We start from the raw sequence: 16,512 nt of genomic DNA on the forward strand, positions 1-16,512 counted from the left end.
CCCGCCGCCGGGCGGCCCGGCGACGGGGAGCCGGTCGCGCTCGCCGGACAGCCGGGACCGCGCCCCCTGGCCGGCCCGGCGGACGCCGACGCCAACGCCGACGCCAACGCCGACGCCGACGCCGACGCCCAGCTCCGCCTCGGCGTCACCCTCGCCCTGGCCTGCTGGGACGGCCTGCTCACCGGGATCGTCGCCCCCACCGGCGAGACGCACCTCGAAGGCGCGTTCGGTCGCTGGAACGTCGCCGCAGACCTGGCCGGGGCCGGCCCGGCCATCGCGATCAACTCGGCGGGCGTGACGGTCGCCGGCGGCGGCCCGGCGGTGAAGTTCTCCGCCGAGGTCGCCCGGATCGCGCCGAAGGACGAGCCCGGCTGGGTCATCGGCGCGCCCGACGGCACCCACCTGGCCATCGGGCAGCTCGTGCTGCGCGGCCGGGCGGCGCTGGGCACCGGCCGCGACGACATCGAGCTGATGCTCGCCGCCGGCCGCGCCGAACTGGTGGTCAAGGCCGGCGACGGCGACGGGCTGCTGGCCCGGCTCCTGCCGGCCGACGGCCTGCGGTTCGGCTTCGACCTCGGCCTCGGCTGGTCACTGCGGACCGGCCTGCACCTGTCCGGGGCCGCCGCGCTGACCGCCGAGTACCCGATGCACCTCTCGCTGAGCGGCGTACACCTGGAGGGGCTGCGGGTCGCGCTCGCGGCCAGCACGCACACCGCCAGCGTCGGCCTGACCGTCACCACCACGGTCCGGGCCGAGATCGGTCCGCTGCACGCGGTCGTGGAGAACATCGGCATCCGCGCCGACCTGACCTTCCCGCCCGCGTTGCCGGCCGGCACCGGCAACCTCGGCGGCGCCGACCTGGTGCCCCGCTTCAAGGCCCCGGACGGGGTGGGGCTGCGGATCGACAACGGCTTCGTCAACGGCGGCGGCTACCTGTTCATCGACGAGCCGCGCGGCATGTACGCCGGGGCGCTCCAGTTGGGCATCGCCGCCAAGGACGGGCTGTCGCCGATGCGGGGCTTCCTGCTCCAGGCCACCGCGATCCTCAACACCCGCAACCCGGACGGCAGCCGACTGGCCGAGGCCGACGGGGAGCACACCTTCTCGATGCTCGTCGTCGGGACCTTCCAGTGGTACCCGGGGCTGATGCTGTTCTGGGGCATCTCGATCACCGGCCTGGGCCTGGTGGTCGGGCACAACCGGCGCAGCAACCCCGAGGAGGTCCGCAACGCCGCCCGCGCCGGAACCCTGGACTCGCTGCTGTTCCCCGAGGACGCGGTGGGCCGCGCCCCGGCGGTGATCGCCACGCTCAGCCGGATCTTCCCGGTCGACCCCACCGGCACCGTGCTCGGCGCGATGGTCCGGCTGAACTTCCTCTCCGGGCAGATCGTCGCGGACCTGGCCGTGCTGGTCGAGTTCCCCGACCCGGTCCGGGTGCTGCTGCTCGGCAAGCTGGTCATCGACTTCCGGCCGGCCGGTCGGCTCCGGCTGGACTCGGCCGGCATCGTCGACGTCGCCCGCAAGGAGATCAGCCTCGACGCGGCCCTGATCGACTCCAACCTGTTCGGCCAGCCGGTCTCCGGCGAGATGGCCCTGCGGGCCCGGTGGGGCGGGGACAAGTCGTTCGCCCTGTCGATCGGCGGGTTCCATCCGAGGTTCTGCCCGCCGGCCGGTTTCCCGTCGCTCAAGCGGTTCGAGATCAAGCTGCTGAAGCTGGGCAAGGGGATCAAGCTCAACGCGTACCTGGCGGTCACCAGCAACACCGCCCAGTTCGGCGCCGAACTGCTGATGCGCTTCGAGGCGGCCGGGTTCGTCCTCGACGGCCGGGCCTGGCTGGACGTGCTGTTCCAGTTCAAGCCGTTCTGGTTCACCGCCGAGATCGGCGCGTACGTCGCCCTGACCTACGACGGCACCGAACTGCTGGTCATCCGGCTGTTCATCGGGGTGAGCGGCCCCGGCCCCTGGCGGGCCTGGGGCGAGGCGCGCATCAAGTTCCTGTGGTGGGAGGTGTCGGCCAAGCTCGACTGGACCGACGGGAAGAAGACCGACCAGCCCGAGCCCACCTACGTGGAGGCTGCAGACCTGCTCCGGCCGGCCCTGTCCACCCCGGACGCCTGGGAGATCCGGGCCGCCGCCGTCGGGGCGGAACCGGTGGCCCTGCGGGCGGTCGAGGACACCGGGGGAGCGCTGCTGCTCTCCCCGGGGGCCACCCTCGGCGTACGCCAGAACGTCCTTCCCCTCGACGTCGAGTTGCAGCGGATCGGCACCTCCCGACTCCGCGGACCGAACCGGTTCACCCTCACCGAGGTCAGCGCCGGCACCGGCGACGACACGGTGCGCGGCACCCTCGGCGCGCCTATCCTCGACGACTTCGCCCCCGGCCAGTTCCGCGACCTGACCCCCGAGCAGCGGGTGCTCACCCCCGGCTTCGAACGGCTGGAGGCCGGCCGCGAGGTGGCCCTGCCGGACGGTACCGCCCTGCCGGCGGACGGCAGCACCGTGTTCGCCGGGCTCGACGGCGACGGCGCCTACGACCGGGTGATCATCGACGACCCCGACGACGCCGGCCGGGAGATGCCGGCGGCGGCGCACACGCTGTCGGCCGCCGACGCCGTACCGGGCGGGCTGCTGGCCCTGTTCGCCGCCACCGGCCCGGCCGCCAACGCCCGCGCCCGCACCAGCGGGGCGGCCCGGTTCACCGGCGCGGGCCTCGGCCTGCGCGACGCCGGACCGTCCTGGCTGGCCGGCCGGGGCACCCCGCACCCCGCCGCCCGACGGGCCCGTCAGGCCCCCGCCCGGGTACGTCCACCGGTGACCGTCCTGCCCACCGCGACCCAGGCCGCCGAGGTGGCCCCCGGGGGCGACCGCGGCCGGCTGATCCGCCGGGCCGGCGTCCACGTGCCCGAACCGACCATCGTCCTGCCCGAACCCGAGAAGGTGTCCTGACATGGGTGGCCTCCGCTTCCTGCCCTGGGTACGCGACGGCGTCGCCCGGCTCGTCTCCGAACCCGACCCGCTCACCGGGCCGCTGCCGGCCACCCGGTCCGAGGTGACGCTCTCGGTGACCGCGCGCGGTACCGGCCCCGCCGGGGTCGACCCGGTGGACGTCGTCGGCACCACCGTCGCGCTGCTGCACGGACCCGGCGACGTGACCGGCCTCGACGGCCAGCAGATCATCCGCAGCCACCCGGCGGCGGGCGCGGACAACGTCGACGGGACGCTGTTCGCGGCCGTCGAGTTCGACCGGCCCGACCTGCCCTGGCTATACACCCCGGCGAAGCCCGACCCGCAGGGCCGGCTGCGGCCCTGGCTGGTGCTCGTCGTCGTCCCGGTGGGCCCGCAGGGCCGGCTGGAGACGTCGGCGGGGCAACCGCTGGCCCGGCTGGGCACCATCGTCGGGCAGCTGCCCGACCTCGTCGAGTCCTGGGCCTGGGCGCACGCCCAGGTGCTGGTCGTCACGGAGAACGAGGACGTCGCCGACGTCATCGCCGAAGCACCGGAGCGCACCCTGTCCCGGCTGGTCTGCCCCCGGCGGCTGGACCCGGACACCGACTACCTGGCCGCCGTCGTGCCGGCCTTCGACGCCGGCGTGCGCGCCGGGCTGGGCCTGCCGCTCGACGACGGCCCGCTGGTGCCGGCCTGGGGCCCCGGCTCCCCGGCGACCGATCCGCAGGCCCCGATCGTCCTGCCGGTCTACCACCACTGGACCTTCCGCACCGGCCCGGACGGCGACTTCGAGTCGCGGGGCCGGCGGCTGCGCGGCCGGGCCCTGCCGGCGGACGTCGGCCGGCAGCCGGTGGACGTCGGCGCCGCCGGCGGCGGGCTGCCGGACCTTGAGCCCGCCGGCGTGGAAGGCCGCTCCGTGCTGGCCTTCGAGGGCGCGCTCGCCTCGCCCGCGATGACCCCCACCGTCTGGCAGCCGGCCGCCGCCGGGCCCTGGCAGGCCCGGATGACCGAGCTGCTGGCGCACGTCGAGGACTGGTTCACCCCACCGCTGTACGGCGAGATCCACAGCAGGCAGGGGCAGGTGCCACCGCCGGGGAGCGAGCCGCGGTGGCTGGCCGGGCTGAACCTCGACCCGCGCTACCGGGCGGCGGCGGCGCTGGGCACCCGGGTGATCCAGAAACACCAGGAGGACCTGGCCGCCGCCGCCTGGCAGCGGGCCGCCGAGCTGCGCGAGGTCAACGAGCAACTGCTGCGCGGGCAGGCCGCCCGGGACAGCGCCGCCGCCCTGTTCGCGAAGCGGGTGGACCCGGCCGCGCCGGGGACCGCCCTCGGTGACGACCAGCTCGTCGCGCTGGCCCGGCCGGTGCACGACCTGGTCGCGGCCCCGGCCGCGACCGGGCTCACCGGTGCCGGCGCCGTGCCGGTCGAGTCGTTGGAGGAGCTGCTCGACGGCAACGCCGGCGCCCGGGCGGCCACCAGCGCGCCGTTCCGCCGGTTGGCCCGCCCGCGCGGCCCGCTGGCCCGCCGGTTGCGCCCCGCCGCGCCGTCGTCGTCGGCGCTGCTACGGCTGGCCGGCGGCGCGAGCCCGGTGCCGCCGGCCCGGATCCCGGCCGGCGGCGTCGTCTTCGACACCCTGGTCCCGCCCGGGCAGGGCATCGCCCGGCTGACCCGGGCCGCCATCGAGGCTGCCGGCCGGAACCCGTGGTGGCACACCGCTGCCACCTGGGCCCCGGCGGCCTGGGCTCCGGCCGCGGCGGACGATCCGGTCACCACGCTGGCCAGCAACGGCGGCGACCTGCTCGGCCCGGACCGGTTCTTCGTCGCCGCCGCCGACGGCCGGTTGTTCGAACGCCGCCGGCTCGACGGCGTCTGGACCTGGCGGGACCACGGCGCCCCGGCCGGTACCCAGGTCGTCACCTCCGGCGCCACCGTGGCCCCCGACCGGGTGTACGTGCGTACCCGCGACAGCCGGCTCTACGAGCGCCGCTACGACGGCGACCGCTGGGTGTGGACGGACTGCGGCAGCCCACCCGGCGGCACGGCGAGCCGGCCCACCGCCCGCGGCACCGACGTCTTCATGCTCGGCCCGAGCGGTGACCTGTACCGCTTCGGCACCGTGGCCCGGACCTGGGCGTCGCTGGGCCGCCCGCAGCTCGCCACCGGAGAGCGGTTGTGGGGCTCGCCGCGCCCGACCCCGGCCGGCGTGTTCGTGGCCACCACCGCCCAGCGGCTGTTCGTCCACAACGGGCAGTGGAGCCTGGTCGCCGACGGTCCCGGCCAGCCGCCGCCGATCTGGGGCTCCCCGGCGGCCTACCACACCTTCAGCCATCCCCGGGCCGACGGCTTCGGCTACCTCACCCCGACCGGCGAACTGGTCACCCGGGTGCCCGGCTGGGGCGGGTTCCTCAACCACGGCCGGGTCTCCTTCCGCGCGCCGCTGCCGCAGAACCTGCGGATCGTCTCGCTGGGCCAGCAGACCGTGGCCAGCGGCCACGACGAGGAGCCGGAGCTGCTCGTCCTGGCCCACCCCGACGCCGACCCGGCAGACCTGCGGCTGTACGGCCGCTACCAGTGGCGCAACGACGAGACCGGGGTCTACTCCTGGTACTGGGAGGAGATCGGCCGGCCGGCCAACGGGATCGCGGCGCACCGGCCCGGCCCGGTCACCGGTGACGACCGCGACGGCGAGGTCTTCGTCCGGACCGCCGACGGACGGCTGGCCGCGTACTCCTGGGGCAACCGGGGCGGCGGATGGGTCGACCACGGCACCCCGGCCGATCCCCGGGGCGCCGGCCCGGACACCGCCCCGGCCCCGGCCCACATCCGCTTCGCGCCCCGGGTCGGCCTGCTCTCCTCGCTGCTGGTGTCGTACACGGTCGACGAGGGGACCGGCAGCCGGATCCGCTCGCAGGCCGCCCACCACCTGGGCGAGGACGGCGTGCTGCGGGAGAACACCCTCACCGCGGCGGCGGCCGGCCCGTTCACCGGCGTGCCCGCGGTGGCCACCGCGGTCACCGCCGCGCCGCTCACCGGCGGCCGTCCGTCGCAGCTGTTCGCGGTGGCGGTCCTGGCCGGCAACGTGGCCGGCACCCGGCGACTGGCCTACTGGGTGGGCAGCGGGATCGACGCCGACGGCGCCGCTGCCGGCGGCTGGGCCGGCCCGTACGACCTGCCCGACCCGGTCAGCGGGTACGCCGGCGCGCTCGGCGTCACCGTCGCCGACCTGGACGGCGACGGGTCACCCGAACTCGTCGTCGCTTACGCCGTCGACGGCCCCGACGCCGCCGCGAACCGGGTGTACTACCGGGTTGGCTGGGGACTGGACGCAGCCGGCCGGGTCACCCGGGGCTGGACCGACTCGCTGCCCACCCCGTACACCTTCAAGGCGATCCGCTCAGTCAGCGTCGACGTGGTCGACATGACCGGCGACCAGGTGCCGGACCTGCTGGTCTTCGTGGCCGGCGAGAACACCGCCGGGCAGAAGGTGGCCCGGTACTTCACCGGCCGGGGCGTCAACCGGCGCGGCCGGATCGCCGACGCCGGGTGGACCAGCCCGCTGCCGGTCGGCGGCGAGGCGGAGGTGGCCGCGGGCGTCGCCGCGGGGGTCGCGGTCGTCGACGTCAGCGGCACCCGCCGGCCCGACCTGGTGGTGGCGCACCGCTCCCGGGTGGGTGTGCTCACCACCAGGGTCGGCTTCGACCTGGACCCGGCCGGCGTGCCGGTGATCTGGAGCCCGCCGCAGGACATCCCCGGGGCGGCGGACGCGGCGGCCGGGCGCGGGTGCGGCCTGCTCGTCGCCGACCTGCGTACCGACCTGGTGACCGCCCGCGCCACGATGGGCGACCGGTTCATGGCCGCCGCCGCGAACCACCAGGACCGGCTGGCCCCGGCCCAGGCGTTGGCCGTCGACCCGAAGCCGCCGACGGTGCCGCTCGGCCCGGCGGCCGGCGCGGTACGTGCCACGCTCCGCCCGGAGACCGCGGTCGCCGGCGAGGTGCTGGCCGGCCTGAGCGTCGGCGGTGAACTCCTGGTCGACGCGTTGCCGGACACCGGGGACCCGCTGCGCCGGCTGCTCGCCGGGATCACCTTCGACGTGCCCAGCTACGAACTGCTGCGCGGGCTGTCCCAGGAGCACGTGGTGCCGAACCTGCCGGCGGTGGCGCCGGAGACGATGACCGCGCTGGCCGCCAACCCCAGGTTCATCGAGGCGTTCCTGGTCGGGCTCAACCACGAGATGAGCCGGGAGATGCTGTGGCGGGGATTACCCGCCGACCCCCGGCAGACCTGGTTCCGGCAGTTCTGGGACGTACGCGGCGCGGTGTCGGCCGGCGCTCCGTTGACCGACATACCGCCGCTGACCGACGCGGCCTGGCTCACCGGCCCGCTCGGCGGCCACCTGACGGCGGTCGGCGCCCCCGGCGAGCAGTCCCTGGTCCTCGTCATCCGGGGCGAGGTGCTGCGCCGCTTCCCGTCCACCGTGGTCACCATGCGCCGCGCCCGCTGGACCGGGCCGCAGCGGCGGGAACCGACCGGGGTGGACCTGCCGCCGATCTTCAACGCCTGGCTCTCCCCGGACCTGCTGCTGTTCGGCTTCCCACACACCGCCGAGCAGGCCCGCGGCGCGGCCGAAGAGGCGCTCGGCGATCCCGGCTACTTCTTCGTCCTGCGGGAGCAGCCCACCGCGCCCCGGTTCGGCCTGGACGCCGAGCCGGACGACTGGCCGGAGTCGGCCCCGCCCGACACCCCCGCCTGGGCCGGCGAGCACTGGGACGACCTGCACTGGGGCCACCTGCCCGGTGGAGCGCGGTTCCTCTCCCCGTACGCGCCGGGATTCCCGGGCACGGCGGTGGACGGCGCGGTGTTCGGCCGCAACGCCGCCGACATGGCCCGGGTGGCGCTGCAACGGCCCGTCATGCTCGCCCGCCACGCCAGTGACCTGCTGCTCACGCCGGAGACCCAACCATGACCGTCACCCCCCGCCGCTCAGCCGGCACCACCTCCGCCGCCCCGGCCGGCCCAACGCCGCTGTCCGACGCGCTCACCGGTACCCCGTGGACGCTGTCCACCGGGTACCCGGTGGCGCTGCTGCCGGTCCGGCTGGAGACCCGGTTCGCCGGCGCCACCCTGCGGATCAGGGTCTACCCCGACCAGATTCACATCGACGGCCACGAGCCCCGGCTGACCGACGACGAGGTGGCGGCCGGCCGGGCGTACTGGCTCGGCCCGACCGCCGACGGCGACCCGGCGTCGACCGGCGTCGCCGGCCCGGCCGACGCCCCGCCCGGCGCGGAGGCCTGGACCGAGCTGGTCCGACGGTTCGGGGCGACCCGGGCCGGCTGGATCGCCCGGGTGATGGAGCCCGACCCGGCCACCGGCCTGTTGCCCGATCCGCTGCGCCGGCCGGCGCCGTGGTGCGAACCGGCCCGGGTCCGGCTGCTGCCGACCCGCTGGTACGCGGTGGGCCGCACGACCGGCAACACGCTGTTCACCGGCGTCTCCGGGCCGGTCACCCGCGACCTGGCCGCCGGGCCGACCCCGGTGCCGCCCGGCAGCCCGGCGACCGGGACACCGGTCGGTGCGGGCGCCGCCGAGTCGCCCCCGGTCGACGAGGGCATGCGCTGGATGGTCGACTACCCGGCCGCGGTGGCCGCCGGAATGGCCTTCGCCGTCGACGTACCCACCGACGGTGCCGGCCGGCCCCAACCGGTGGACCGCCTGCTGGTCTTCGGCGTCGACACCGACACTCCGCCGGACATCTCCGCGGCGCGGCTGGACCGGCTGCTTGAGGCCCACGCCGCCACCGGCGGGCTGGCCTTCCTGCCGCCGGGCACCCCGACCAACAACACCGAGACGGTCACCGTGGCCGAACGCCCCCCGGTCGCCCCCGTCACCGGCACGGACGCGGTACCCGGTGGCACCGGGCCGCAGGTCGAGAACGCCGCCGCCCTGGTCGGTCGGGCCCTGGCCGTGCCGCTCAGCGCCGAACCGCTCAGCGCCGAACCGCTCAGCGCCGAACCGCTCAGCGCCGTGCCGGCCGGGTCGACCCCGGCCGTGGGCGCACCGCCCCAGCCGGACGTCGAGGACCTGGCGACCGTCCGCCGCCGGGCGGTACGCCCCGACGCGCCGACCGCGCTGGCCCGCGCCGCCGCGGCCGACCGGGACGAACGCCGGCTGGCCCGACTGGTCCGCCGGGCCCTCTGGCCGGCCGGGCCGGGCAGCATGCTGCGGCACCTGCTGCCGGTGGCCACCCCGGCCGAGCAGCGCAAGCTGCGCGCCCACTTCGTCGAGCACCTGCACCCGGAGGGGCCGTTGCCCACCCTGCGGATCGGCGCGCAGCCCTACGGGCTGCTGCCGGTGGCGGCGCTGCGCGGCTGGCAGCCGGCCAGCCCCGCCGAGGCCCGCGCGGTCACCGTGCTGCGCAACCTCTGGCAGCAGGTCTGGCTGGCCGCCCCGGCGCCCCGGATCCGGCCCGGGCTGGCCGACCCCGAGCAGACCATGGTGGAGATCCTGGCCACCGACGCCCGGGTGCTGGAGGTCCGTGCCCGCAGCATGCTCGGCAACGAGTACGTGAGCTGGCTGTGGCGGTTCGCCCGGCTCGACCTCGGCCCGGGCTGGCGGCAGCAGGTCGTCGAACCCGGCCGGGCGCTGCTGGCCGCGCTCGGCCTGGGCGGGCCGGTCGACCCCCGGTTGTCCCTGGCGGTCTTCGCCAAGGGCGCCTTCGCGCTGGGCACCCCGCTGGTGGCCGCACCCGGTCAGGACCGCGCCGCCCGGATCCGCGCGTACCTCAACGGGCTCGCCGCCGTGGGCCTGCGCGGCGACCAGATCCCGGCGGCACCCGCCTCGGCGGGGCCGGTGCCGCTGTTCCACCGGCTGCTGCGGGCGGCGCTGATCGCCGAGCACTCCGCCGCCGCGGACCTGCTCGCCGAGGCCGCAGGGCTGCCGGCCGCCGCGGAGATCCCCGAGCCGGAGCTGATCGACATCCGGCCGGGCGAGATCACCCCGACGCTGCGCCGACGGCTGGCGGTCACCGTGCCTGGCACCGGCGGCAGGAGCGTGGGCGGGTACCTCGCCGCCGCGGCCGGGGACGACGACACCCGGCACCGACTGGCAACCGCCGACCTGCGTGAACTGCGCGACGCGCTGACCGACCTGGCGACCGGGCTGGCCCCCACCGGGGACGTCCCGGCCGCCCTCGACCCGGACGACCTGGACCGGTACGTCGCCGGGACGCTCGGGCTCACCGCACACCGACTGGACGCCTGGATCACCTCGCTGGCCAGCACCCGGCTGGACCGGCTGGCCGCCACCCGCCCGGCCGGGACGCCCGACGGGGTGCACGTGGGCGCGTACGGCTGGCTCACCGACCTGCACCCGGCGCCGCCGCCCACGCTGGTCGACCGGCCCGCCCACGTACCGGACACCGCCGCGCCCCCGCAGCTCGTGGCGGCCCCGGCCGGCGCCGGCCACGTACACGCCCCGTCGCCGGCGCAGGCGGTCACCGCCGCCGTGCTGCGCAGCGCGTGGCGCTCGCACGGCGGCGGCGACGACAACCCCGTCGCGGTCGACCTCTCCTCGCGCCGGGTCCGGCTGGCCGGGCAGCTCCTCGCCGGCATGCGCGACGGGCAGGCGCTGGGCGAACTGCTCGGCTACCGCTTCGAACGCGGCCTGCACGATCACCCGGGCGGCCCGCTCGACCAGTACATCCCGCTGTTCCGCCGGCTGGCCCCGGTCCGCGCGCACCGGGTCGACCCGAACGGGGACGGCCCGCCGGACATCGTCGGCACCGTCGCGTCCACCGCCGTCGCCGACGGGTTGGAGCTGCACCGGCTGCACCGGGCCGGCGCGCTCGCCACCGAGCTGGCGAAGCTGCCCGGCGGCGCCCGGATCGCCGTCGGTGAGGTGCTCGCCGAGCTGGCCGACAATGCCGACGCGGTGGCCGACGCCCTGCTCGCCGAGGGCGTGCACCAGCTCGCCGTGGGCGACATGGACCGCGCCGCCGCGGCGGTGGACGTCGCCTCCGGTGCGGCCACCACCCCGCCCGAGCTGCACTTCACCCGCACCCCGGCCAGCGGGGTGAGCGTCACCCACCGGGTCGCCGTGCTGTTCAACCTCGACGGCCGGTTCGCCGGCCGGCGCTCGGACTGGCCGGCCGGCCAGTCCGAGCAGCCCCGGATCATCGGTGCCGCGGTCGACGCGCTGACCGCCGCGCTGCTGCCGCCCGCCAACCGGGTGTGCTGGCGGGCGCGCTGGCACGCGCCGGACGGTGTCGTCGTCACCGACCACGTCGAGGGCAGCCTGGACCGCCTCCAGGCGGCGGCGGTGGACCACCTCGCCGGGCCGCCGCATCCGGGGACCCCGGCCGGCACCGACCTGGACCGACGGATCGAACTGGTCGCCTGGAGCCGCCTCGCGCCGTCCCAGGTGACCCCCGAGTGGCGGTTGGAACTCGACTACGACCGGGCGCCCGGCTGGCCGGCCTCCCGGGTCAGCCTGGCCGAGTTCCTCGCCGCGGTCGCGGCGCTGCGCGACCTGTTCGGCCGGGGCCGGCAACTGCTCGCCGCCGACCTGGGCACCGACTCCGACGCGCCGGCGCAGGTCGACGGCGTCACCCGGCACCAGGCCACCGAGCTGTGGCAGCTCGCCCTCGACACCGCCACCGGGCTGCACGCCGCCGGCAGCCCGGACGACCCGGGCTGGAACGAGACCACCGTGCACACCCTGCTGCGGACGGCCGCCGGCTTCGGGATCGTCGGGGTGTTCCCGCCGCTGCCGGGGACCGGCGCCGCCGCCGCGGCGGAGGCCGCCCGGTCCGCCGGGGACGAGCTGGCCCGCCGGGTCGCCGCGCACTGCCGGCTGGTGGCCGAGGCGCGCGGACGCACCCCGTGCCCGGTGGGCGGCTGCGTCTGCGACCCGGAGACCGACTTCGACACCCCGACCGCGCCGCCGGCGGACCGGCGCGAGCTGCACGTCGCCCGGATCCGGGCGCTGCTCGGCGCCGACATGCCGGTGCTGTCGGCCAGCCGGGCCCCCGACCCGGTCGCGCTGACGACCGCGCTCGCCGCCAGCGACGCCCTCCAGGGCGGCTCGCCCCACCCGGTACGGCGCTGGCTGGCCCGCTACGGCCGGGTCCGCCCTGCGGTGGGCCGGTTGCAGGAGGTGCTGACCTACGCCGACGCGCTCGGCGCGGGCGGGGTCGTGCGGGTGCCGGCGCGGGTCCGGGTCGCCCAGCTGCCGTATCAGGCCGGCGACCGGTGGGTGGGTGAGGCCGCGCCGCGGGCGGACAGCCAGCCGACCTCGCTGGTCCTGGTCAGCCTCGGCGACCTCGACCTCACCCAGCCGGTGCACGGCCTGCTCGTCGACGAGTGGACCGAGGTGGTGCCGGCGGCCACGACGCGGACCGGGCTGACCTTCGAGTACGACGCGCCGGCCGCCGCCGCCGGCCAGGCGGTGCTGCTGGCGGTCAGCGCCGACGGCGCCGCGACCTGGCAGCCGGCGGGGCTCGCCCAGGCCGTCGAGGAGACCCTCGACCTGGCCGTCGCCCGGGTCACCGACCTCGACTCGCTCGGTGCCGGCGGGCAGTACCTGCCCGCGTTCTACCTGCCGACCAACGTCGCCGAGGCGGCGACCACCACCGACTTCGTACCGGACGCGGCACCCGTCGCGCCGGGTGAGCAGGAGGGCCGATGAGCCACCTCGTGCACGACAACCAGGTGGCGCCGGCCGCCGGCCCGGACGCGCCGCAGGACCCGCCGGCGTCGGTGACCACCTGGACCCGGCTGGAGCCGCGTACCCGGCGCGGCGACCTGAGCCCGGCGCTGGAGGCGCGCATCGCCGACCCGCTGTGGCTGCTCGCCCGGCAGTGGCAGCTCGGCGAGTTCACCGGCGAGGACGCCGGCTCGCCGGTGGTCGCCCGGGTGCACGCCGAGGTGACCCCGTTCACCCGGTACCGCCCGGGGGCCGCCTCGGGCAGCACCATCGGGCTGCCGTCCGGCATCCCGCTGGAGGCACTCGTCGAGCGGGAGGGCGCGGCCACCGCCGACGACCTGCGCCTCTCGGCGGAGACCGGCCAGCAGTTCCTGCGGCTGCTGGCCGAGGCCGGCGCCGGCGAGCTGGGCCCGGCGGTCGCCGGCCGCTACCGGATCCCCGCGGTGCCCCCGGACGCCCCGTCGGCGGCCGACGCGGGCACGGTCGGCTACCTGCGGGTGGTCGCCGGCCGGGTGCCGCACGGCGACCTGCTGCTGCGCGCCTGCGCGGCCGGGACGGTCGAGGACGACCTGCCGGTGCCGCCGGCGCTGGCCGGCGCGCTGCGTACCGCGATCACCGGCTGGCTGGCCTGGCTCGGGGTGCCGCCCCGCCCGCCCGGCCCGCCCGGGGGGTACCTGTTGCAGCTACCGGCGGTCATCGCGCCGGGGGTCGACCCCCGGCCGGACACGCCACCGTGGCCACCGGACGACTTCCACCCGCTGATCAGCGCGGCCGGGCTGGAGGGCACCGCCTGGCAGCGGGAGCGGATGGAGTACGAGTTCGCCGTCGGCGCCGCCGGATCGGCCGGTGAGCTGGTGCTCACCGCCCGGGAGTACGACGGTGACCGGCTGGACTGGTACCACTTCGACCACGCGCCGCTCGACACCCTGCAGGCGCAACCGGCCAGCCAGGAACTGGTCCGGATCACCCTGCCCACCCCGGTGGGCTACGCCGGGATGCCGGCCACCCGGTTCTGGGAGATGGAGGACTCCCGGATCAACCTGGGCCAGGTCGGGGCGGGTGCCGGGGACCTGGCCCGGATGTTCCTGCTCGAGTACGGCCTGGTCTACGCCAACGACCACTTCATCGTCCCGCTGGAGCTGCCGGTCGGCTCGGCCACCCGGGTCCGGTCGCTGATCGTCACGGACACGTTCGGCACCCGGACCCTGGTGCCGGCCGCCCCCGGGGGGCGGGGCTGGGCCTTGTTCCGGCCGTCCGGCGCCGTCACCGACGGGCCCGCCGACGTGCTCGTCCTGCCCGCGACGGCGGCCGCCACCCTGGACTCCGAGCCGGTCGAGGAGGTCCGGTTCGGCCGGGACGAGATGGCCAACCTGGTCTGGGCGATCGAGCGTACGGTGACCGGCGCGACCGGCCGGGCGATCGACCGCAGCGCGCAGGTCGCCCGGTCCGCCGTACCGGCCCGCCCGCCGGTGCCCGACCCGCCGCCGGTCGACCCGGCGACCGGCCGTCCCGTGGTCGTGCCCGAGCTGTCCTACGCCTTCGCCACCACCGTGCCGGAGAACTGGGTGCCGCTCGTGCCCACCCCGCCGGCCGGCGACCCGACCGCGGTGCGGCTGCGGCGGGTGCCGATCCAGCAGCCGACCCGCGACGGGCCGCCGGTCCCCGTGCTCGGGCACAGCCGGGTGCTCGACTGGCGGCCCGGCCCCGGCGGCGCCGGGGTGGTCGAACTGGCCGTGCCCGAGGAGGAGATCGGCCGCGCCGGGGTCCGGGTGCTGCGCCGGTGGCAGTTGGCCCGTGGCGTGGACGGCTCGGTGCACCTGTGGCTCGGCCGCTCCCGGCACGCCACCGGCGGCGACATCTCCAGCGGCCTGCGCTACGACGCCGTGGAGCCCCGATGAGCCCTGCCGCCCCGCCCGTATCCACCGATTTCGAAACCGCGCGGAGAAACCGATGACGATCAACTGGAAGAACGACGTGCCGCTGCCGATGGCCCGGCCCCGGTACTACGACCACCAGTACCTGCGGGCCGCCGACCTGACCCAGGCGGTGGACTACCTGCTGTCCCGCCAGCACCTCACCGCCCGGCTGCGGCAGCCGGTCGGCGTGGTGAGCGGGCTGGAGCTCACCGCGACCGGGGGCGACGTCACGGTCGCCGAGGGCGCGGCGGTCGACGCCGACGGGCTGCTCATCGTGGTGCCCGCCGGCCGCCGGGTGAGCCCGCCCGGCGACGGCACGTTCCACGTCACCCTGCGCTACTCCGAGACGCTGACCGACCGGCGCGACGAGGGCGGGGTGGCCGCCGAGACCCGGTGGACCGAGGAGGGCCGGGTGGAGCTGACCACCGCCCCGCCGGCCGACCCGGGGCGCGCGATCGTGCTCGGCCGGGTGGTCCGCAGCCAGGGCGTGGTGACCGTGCAGGCCACCGGTCGGCTGGTCGCCGGCCTGCGGGTGCCGGCCGGGGCGATCGTGCCGTCCGTCGGCAACTCGCCGCAGGCCGGCATCCAGTTCCCCGCCAACGCCGGGGGCGGGGTCGGCGACGAGGCGTTCATCCGCTACTGGGCGGCGGTCGGCGAGAACACCGTCCTGCGGATCGGCAACAACAACGACCCCGACGACGCGATCACCTTCCACCAGGCCGGCGCGGACCGGCTGCGGATCAGCCAGAGCATGCTGCACCTGGGCAGCCTCGACGGCACCGCCGTGCAGGCCGACCAGGTGGTTGCCAGCCTCGGCTTCTGGGGGCCCGGCGTCCAGCACGGGCAGCTCTCCTTCCGGGCCGGCCGCGGCTTCGAACTGGTCGACTCCAGCACGGTCACCCCCTCGTTGGGCTACCCGCTGCACAGCCGCGAGTACGCGGACCTGGAGGTGCGCGAACTGCGGGCCGCCCGGGTGCGCGGACGCGGCGGGCTGAACCTGCTCAGCGACGGCCAGGTGGCGGTCCGGGCCGGCGCCGGGCTGTTCGTGGTCAAGGAGGCCGGTTCCAGCGGGAACCTGACCGTGCAGGGGGCGCTCGGGGTGGGCGGGAACGTCAACCTCCCCGCCTCGGGATATCTCGCCGGGGCCGGCCGGCTGCACCTGAGCGGCCCGGAGCGGCTGTTCCTGCTCAACACCCAGGGCGTGTACGTCGGGCACGGCGGCAGCTCTGAGCCGGACGCGGGCTGCCTGTGGGTGGAGAAGCGGGGCCTGTTCGGCGGTGACCTGCAGGTCAACGGCCGACTCGGGGTGAAGACGAGCCCGAACTCGATTCCCGACTGGAGCGGCGGGGGCGTCAGCACCTTCGACCTGTTCGTCTCCGGGGCGATGTATGCCGGGCCGGTCGGCGGCCCGTACCCGATCTCGCTGGAGGCCGCCAGCGGCAAGATCGTCGGCCGGACCAAGCAGTTCGTCATCGACCACCCGCTCGACGACCCGGCCGATCCGGACCGCCGGCTGCTGGTGCACGCCGCACTGGAGGGCCCCGAGAACGGCGTCTACTACCGGGGCGAGGGTCGGCTCGTCGACGGGGCCGCCACCGTCGACCTGCCCGAGTACTTCGAGGCGTTGACCCGGCTGGAGGGCCGCACCGTCCAGCTCACCCCGGTCTTCGACGACGACGAGCCGGTTTCGGCGCTGGCGGCGTCCCGGGTCACCGCCGGCGAGTTCCGGGTCCGCACCGTCGACGGGTCGAAGGCGTCGCACGCCTTCTTCTGGCAGGTCTCGGCGGTCCGCGCGGATCTCGACCCGTTGGTGGCCGAGGTTCCCGCCGCCGCGCCGCACACCGTCAGGCCCGCCCCGGCCGCCACCGATCCGACGCCCGATCCGGCGTCGGCGACCCCCACCGCCGCGTGACGACCCCACCGGCGATCAGCAGAGAGGAGCACG

Annotated in this window: 5 protein-coding genes; all 5 read left to right on the plus strand. The window is 76.7% G+C overall.

Annotation, left to right across the window (positions count from 1 at the left end; genetic code table 11):
- A partial coding sequence (locus ABT023_RS24140) for a DUF6603 domain-containing protein (RefSeq protein ID WP_350888672.1) occupies positions 1-2,946 on the plus strand: 2,946 nt, incomplete at its 5' end.
- A 1-nt stretch (position 2,947) separates the two neighbouring features.
- The gene (locus ABT023_RS24145; RefSeq protein ID WP_350888673.1) at positions 2,948-7,912 is read left to right on the plus strand and encodes a VCBS repeat-containing protein; all 4,965 of its coding nucleotides are present in this window, start codon (positions 2,948-2,950) and stop codon (positions 7,910-7,912) included.
- Complete coding sequence (locus tag ABT023_RS24150; RefSeq protein ID WP_350888674.1) at positions 7,909-12,633, plus strand: hypothetical protein; 4,725 nt, start codon at positions 7,909-7,911, stop codon at positions 12,631-12,633. The genes ABT023_RS24145 and ABT023_RS24150 overlap by 4 nt, the downstream gene beginning before the upstream one ends.
- Entirely contained in the window at positions 12,630-14,549 is a 1,920-nt protein-coding gene (locus tag ABT023_RS24155; RefSeq protein WP_350888675.1) for a hypothetical protein, read from the plus strand. Before ABT023_RS24150 ends, ABT023_RS24155 begins: the two co-directional genes overlap by 4 nt.
- 52 nt (positions 14,550-14,601) lie before the next feature.
- Complete coding sequence (locus tag ABT023_RS24160) at positions 14,602-16,479, plus strand: hypothetical protein (protein WP_350888676.1); 1,878 nt, start codon at positions 14,602-14,604, stop codon at positions 16,477-16,479.
- The last annotated feature ends 33 nt before the right edge of the window (positions 16,480-16,512 follow it).

Source organism: Micromonospora sp. NPDC002296, assembly GCF_040296145.1.
In the GTDB taxonomy this organism is placed as follows: domain Bacteria; phylum Actinomycetota; class Actinomycetes; order Mycobacteriales; family Micromonosporaceae; genus Micromonospora.

Bases quoted from the DNA above. Each gene is read 5' to 3' on its own strand.
- ABT023_RS24145 (WP_350888673.1), top strand. From the start codon at position 2,948: ATGGGTGGCCTCCGCTTCCTGCCCTGGGTACGCGACGGCGTCGCCCGG.
- ABT023_RS24150 (WP_350888674.1), top strand. From the start codon at position 7,909: ATGACCGTCACCCCCCGCCGCTCAGCCGGCACCACCTCCGCCGCCCCG.
- ABT023_RS24155 (WP_350888675.1), top strand. From the start codon at position 12,630: ATGAGCCACCTCGTGCACGACAACCAGGTGGCGCCGGCCGCCGGCCCG.
- ABT023_RS24160 (WP_350888676.1), top strand. From the start codon at position 14,602: ATGACGATCAACTGGAAGAACGACGTGCCGCTGCCGATGGCCCGGCCC.